5 protein-coding genes and 1 pseudogene are annotated in these 5,416 nt (G+C 67.0%); 4 read left to right on the forward strand and 2 right to left on the reverse strand.

Annotation, left to right across the window (positions count from 1 at the left end; all coding sequences use genetic code 11):
- Nucleotides 1–94: 94 nt before the first annotated feature.
- A complete protein-coding gene (locus DBR22_RS04025; protein ID WP_108597897.1) occupies nucleotides 95–1,066 on the reverse strand; it encodes a hypothetical protein in 972 nt (323 codons plus the stop codon).
- A gap of 189 nt (nucleotides 1,067–1,255) precedes the next feature.
- On the opposite strand from DBR22_RS04025, the gene DBR22_RS04030 reads away from it, so the two are divergent.
- Both DBR22_RS04030 and DBR22_RS04035 read left to right on the forward strand, forming a co-directional pair.
- Nucleotides 1,256–1,987, forward strand: a complete 732-nt coding sequence (locus tag DBR22_RS04030) for a hypothetical protein (RefSeq protein ID WP_108597898.1) — start codon at nucleotides 1,256–1,258, stop codon at nucleotides 1,985–1,987.
- A 221-nt stretch (nucleotides 1,988–2,208) separates the two neighbouring features.
- Nucleotides 2,209–3,147, forward strand: a complete 939-nt coding sequence (locus tag DBR22_RS04035) for a sigma-70 family RNA polymerase sigma factor (RefSeq protein ID WP_108597899.1) — start codon at nucleotides 2,209–2,211, stop codon at nucleotides 3,145–3,147.
- Here DBR22_RS04035 and DBR22_RS04040 read toward each other — a convergent pair.
- Nucleotides 3,033–3,989 (reverse strand): annotated as a pseudogene (locus tag DBR22_RS04040) (glycosyltransferase family 9 protein); the annotation flags it as partial. The gene DBR22_RS04035 and the pseudogene DBR22_RS04040 sit on opposite strands and share 115 nt — an antisense overlap.
- A 96-nt stretch (nucleotides 3,990–4,085) precedes the next feature.
- Here DBR22_RS04040 and DBR22_RS04045 point away from each other — a divergent pair.
- Both DBR22_RS04045 and DBR22_RS04050 read left to right on the forward strand, forming a co-directional pair.
- A complete protein-coding gene (locus tag DBR22_RS04045; RefSeq protein WP_108597900.1) occupies nucleotides 4,086–4,622 on the forward strand; it encodes a D-glycero-alpha-D-manno-heptose-1,7-bisphosphate 7-phosphatase in 537 nt (178 codons plus the stop codon).
- The coding region (locus tag DBR22_RS04050) for a glycosyltransferase family 9 protein (RefSeq protein WP_258229032.1) at nucleotides 4,622–5,416 on the forward strand (795 nt) is incomplete at its 3' end. The genes DBR22_RS04045 and DBR22_RS04050, both read left to right, overlap by 1 nt.

Below are 5,416 nucleotides of genomic sequence, written 5' to 3' on the forward strand. Positions count from 1 at the left end.
TCACGGGTCACCTCACCGAGCAGATCACCCAAAGAGGTGTTATCCGCCTTCGCGTGCGCCGCCGATGGCGGAGATTCTGGAATCTGGCTGCTCATCACGGCCTGCCGGTCTGACCGTCCGCGGAACGGTCGCGGGTCAGTGGATCATTGGCCATCGGATCGTCCGCAAGCTGCCGGTCGCCCAGGGGATCGTCAGCGAGGCGGTTGCCCGACCACGGCTCTTCCACGAGCTGGGGGCTGTCCAGGGCGCTGGCCGGACGCGCAGCATCGCCGTACGCGCTTCCCGGCGCGCCGCCGTCGTATCCTGCCGTAGTGGTTGCCGGGCCGGGGAGCTGGACCGGTGGCGTCGGAATGGTTCCGCCGCCCGACGGTGCGTAGCCCTCTGCGGTAGTGCCGTAGGTGCCGGAACCGTAGCTGCCGGTGCCGTAGTTTGAGACGGCCCGGTTCGTGGAGGTTTCCGGTGCCCCCGCGCTCAAGCTGCGCGTCAGCCGGCCCGCGAGAACGCCCGCACCGGCTGCCAGGAGGAGGAACGTTCCGGGACGCTGGCGGGCGAAGCTCTTGACTTCGTTCAGCAGTGAACCGGGGTCGCGGCCGTCAAGCCAGGACGCTACGGCCTGCGAACGTTCGGCCGCCTGGCGGACCAGGTCCGAGGCGACGCCGGGCTGGTCGGAGGCCAGGGCCATGGCGTGCAGTTCGTCGGAAACCGACCGGAGGCCGCTGGCTACCTTCTGCTGCTGGGCACCGGCCTGGTGGGTGAGATCGCTGCGGGCCTGGTAGAGGAGATCCTTGGCATTCGCCTTCGCTTCCGAGGCGACGTTGGCCGCTTCGGTCTTGGCGGTTGCAGCCACGCTTTGAGCCGATTCGGCCGCAGTCCGTGCGACGTCTCCGGCCTCCTCTCTCACAGCATCCTTGCGGGACGTCCCATAGGAATCGCCCGTCACCGGTGCTGTTTGCTGCGGGGTCGATGCTGCCGAGGGGAACGTGGTGGCTCTGCGCTCACCTGTGATCCCTGTTGTGGCCGGGGGAGCCGTGTAATCCGAATCCTCAGGCCATTGGTTCTCTGTCATCTTCGCTCTCTCTTTCCAAAGAAGGCCGGTTGTTGATCAAGAACCAGCAATACTGGCCGTAAAATAGTAAGCATGATTACTAACAGAACGTAAGTACCCTTACTGATAGATTTTCAAACGGGCCGTCAGCGCCTGCCGTCTTGGCATCGCAGGACCCGGTCACAACGGAGTTGAAAGAGGTGGGTAGCTTTGGACGTTGCACCCTGGGTTTGGATAGTCATTGCGATTGTTGTGGTGGCGCTTATTGTGCTGCTGCTGCTAACCGGACGCCGCCGCCGGGCGCTGCAGGCGAAGCGGGATGAAGCGCACCGCGAAAAGGCCGCAGAAATACGCAGGGAGGCCGAGAACATCGAACTCGATGCCCGCGAAAACGAAGCCCGGGCTTCCAAAGCCCGCGCTGATGCGGAGCAGGCCCAGATCCAGGCGGCGCGGCTGAAGCAGGAAGCCGACAAGAAGGCCGCCGAAGCCAGGTCGCTCCGCGAGAACGTAGCCGAGCACACCCGTAAGGCTGACGAGATCGACCCCGACGTTCATGCAAACCGGGATGGCAGGGCCAGGGAAAACCGGACAGCCGCGATGCAGCCGGCTGCGGATCGCACGGATGGCGCTGAGCGCACCGACCGCGCCGAGCGAACCGACCGCACCGATCGCACGGATCGCGCCGACCGCCCTGAGACAGTCGGTGCGGATAGTAGGGACCGCAGGGATCGCTCCGATCGGGCACCCAGGGACCGGTCCGATCAGCCTGCCGCTACGGAGGGTGGCCGGGCGGAAAGGACCGACGGTGATCGGGCGGAGCTGACCGACGCGGAGCGTGCACGGATGGCTGATGCGGAACGTTCGCGGGTAGCCGATACTGACCGGGCGCGGTTGGCTGAACGGGAACGGGCCGCCCGCGACAAGCCGGCGTCGGGCATCTAGCCCACATCGATGCGCTGACCCGCACAGAAAACAACGCGGGGTCACTTTTCGCCCAATGAAGGCAACTTATCGGGCGGGGAGTGACCCCGCGTTGCTTGTGTCCTTCGGCTACCCGGACCGCCACTTCCCGGGAAGGCATTGTTTTATAAGCAAGCTTATGATTTCCTACTGCTAAGTCTTGCCGCAGGCTTTCGGATCCAGACCCGAAGGAGCCACCGACAATGCCTGAATTCGTTGCTGCGTTCGCCGGAGAAGCTGCATCATTCCGGTCCACGCCGCCGGAATTACCGTTGGATGTGCCGCTGGAGGCCCTTCCCCGAAGCCCGGCGCATGGACGCGGACGGCTTCGGGAGGCGTTTGAGAACGAACTGGTCCTGGACTATCTGGACCTTGCTGAAGCGCTGGCCGCGCGTTTCGAAGCCCGCGGCCGCGAGCGCGACGATCTGAACCAGGTGGCTTACCTTGGCCTGGTGAAGGCGGCACGCGGCTTCGACCAGGCCAAGGGCGGCAGTTTCCCTGCCTATGCCGCCCCCACCATCACCGGAGAGCTGAAGAGGTACCTGCGGGACCGGAGCTGGATGGTCCGGCCGCCGCGGCATATCCAGGACCTCCGTTCACGGCTGTTCCGGGCCGAGCCTGAGCTCGCGCAGATCCTTGGAAGAAACCCGAACGTCTCAGAACTTGCCGGTTACCTCGGCGTTGACGGTGCCGAGGTCCAGGAGGCCCTCAGCGCCTCCAACAGCCTCCATCCGGACTCGCTCGACGCCGTCGATCCCCACAGTGATGCGCCGCCGATCGCGGAGGTGCTTGCTTGCCCCGACGTGCCGTTCGAGCGGCTGGAGGATCTCACCTGCCTTCGCGAGGCAATGCAGGAACTTGATGCCGCCGACCGAGAATTGCTGTACCGCCGCTACTTCTGCGAGGAGACCCAGGTGGAGCTGGGCAGGCGGCTGGGAATGTCGCAGATGCAGGTTTCCCGCCGGCTGGCCAGAGTGCTCGTGGACCTGCAGCACAAGCTGGCTGACAGCACTCAGTGTTCTGATTCGAGCTCTGACGCGGCCCTGAGCACTTCCTCAACAGTCACGCCCAGCAGGGCAGGGTCAGGCGTGTCGGCAAAGGGATCGCCGCGGCGGAGCCGGTCCCGCGTCAATACCCGGTGAGGCCCGGGGGGCGGACCCCAGCGCTCCGGGCCGACGGGGCCGAACAGAATGATCGAAGGCCGGGCATACGCGGATGCCAGGTGTGCTGCTCCGGTGTCTGCGGAAACCACCAGCCTCGCGCCGGCAATGCAGGCCGCAAAGGTTTGCAGGTCCAGCCTGCCTGCCAGGACGGCGGAGCCAGGAAGGCCCGCCAGGGTGCAGATCCCCACTGCCCGGGGACGTTCGTCGGCGCTTCCCGTGAACACCACCTGATGGCCGCTGCCGGACAACCGCCTGGCCACCTGGGCGAAGCGCTCCGCGGGCCACAGCCTGCTCGGGAAGGCGGCCCCTACGTGGATGACTGTGGCGCCCGGAAACGGTACAGCGGCGGCGGGGTGGAGCAATGCACACTCCTGGGGGTCCGCGTCGATTCCGTGCCACTGCAGCAGGCGCGTCCAGCGTTCCCGCTCGTTCGTTTCCTCCACCCAGGCGGGTCCGGCCGGGCTGCCGCCCATTGGGCCCTTATGGGCAATAAGAATCTTCGGGCCCAAGGAGCGCAGCAGTTCAGTGCTTTGGGGTCCTTTGCCGTGCAGGTTGACGGCGATGTCAATCGCTTCCGCGCCGTCGGGCAGTGCCGGGAGCGGGCCTGTAAGCCCGGAGTGGGGCAGCAGCTCGTAGCCACCCACCAGGTCCAGCGCGCCGGCAAGCCACTCCGGGCCGGCATAAAGCAGCCGATGGTGCGGGTACGCCCGGCGCAGGGCATGGAGGGCTGGAACGGCTACCAGCAGGTCGCCGAGGCCAAGCGCGCGCAGCACCAAAAGGACTGGCCGGTGAGCTGCATGTCCGTCCTGCCCGGTGTCCATCGCCCCGCCTTTCGCCTCGCCATGTCAGTGGATTCTATTCCGGCGAATTGCTCCGCGCGCTGTTTAGGAGCAGTGGTGCGAGGGAACTACGTCGGTATGGGAAGCTCCGAAACTCCTCAGCTCAAGGCCGTGCTGTTCGATCGGGACGGGACGCTGGTGGTTGATGTGCCCTACAACGGCGACCCCGCGCTGGTCGAGGCGATGCCCGGTGCCAAGGCTGCGCTGGATTCCCTCCGTGCCGGCGGCTTGGCAGTGGGCGTCATCACCAACCAGTCCGGAGTGGCGCGGGGTCTGCTCACGGCCGCCGATGTGGTTGGCGTCAATGCAAGGGTGGAGGAACTCCTGGGCCCTTTTGACGTGTGGGAGATGTGCCCGCACTCCGCGGAGGACGGCTGCCCCTGCCGGAAGCCGGCGCCGGGGATGGTGCTCAGCGCGTGCCGTCGCTTGGGAATCCTGGCCTCGGAAGCTGCGCTGATCGGCGACATCGGGAGCGACGTCCGGGCCGCAGAGGCAGCAGGGGCCCGCGGAATCCTGGTGCCTACGCCCGTCACCCGCACCGAAGAGGTGGACGAGGCAAGGCTTGTGGCCCGGGACCTCGCCGCAGCAGTGGACCTGCTGCTGGAGGGGGCATGATGGCACACGTGCTGGTGGCACGGCTCGATAGCCTGGGGGACGTCCTGTTGGCCGGGCCGGCAGTGCGGGCGGTGGCGAACGGACGCCTGCAGAACGGAAGCCGGCCCAACCACGTGGTGATGCTGTGCGGACGCCAGGGCGAAGCAGCAGCATCGATGTTGCCCGGCGTCGCGGAGGTCTACACCTGGGACAGCCCGTGGATCATGAACCCGGCGCCGAAGATGACCGTGCCACACGCGGACCGGCTGATTGAGTACGTGCGGAACTCCAGGATCACAGAGGCCGTCATCCTGACCTCCTTCCACCAGTCCCCGCTGCCTCTGGCCCTGCTGCTGCGGCTGGCGGGCGTGGAACGGATCACCGGCGTCTCCACCGATTATGCGGGCTCCCTGCTCGACGTCCGGCTGAGGCCCGGTGAGGACCTCGTGGAGGACCAGCCGGAAGCCGAACGGGCACTGGACATTGCCAGGGCAGCAGGCTTTCCGCTGCCCCTGGGTGACGACGGCAAACTCAGGGTCCAGCCGGTGTCTGCTGTGAACAATCTGGTGGGCGACGGGCCCTACGTGGTGGTCCACCCGGGAGCCGCGGTCCCGGCCAGGGCCTGGCCGCCGCTCCACCACGCCGCCGCCGTCGAACTCCTCGCCGGCGCCGGGCACCGGGTTGTGGTGACGGGCGGACCGGACGAGACGTCCCTGACGGCCACGGTCGCCGGCCCCTCGGCCATTGACCTGGGCGGCCGCACAGACCTGCGGACCCTGGCCGGAGTACTCGCCGGAGCCGACGCCGTGGTGGCC

The sequence above is a fragment of the Arthrobacter sp. HMWF013 genome, assembly GCF_003061105.1.
Lineage (GTDB): Bacteria > Actinomycetota > Actinomycetes > Actinomycetales > Micrococcaceae > Arthrobacter.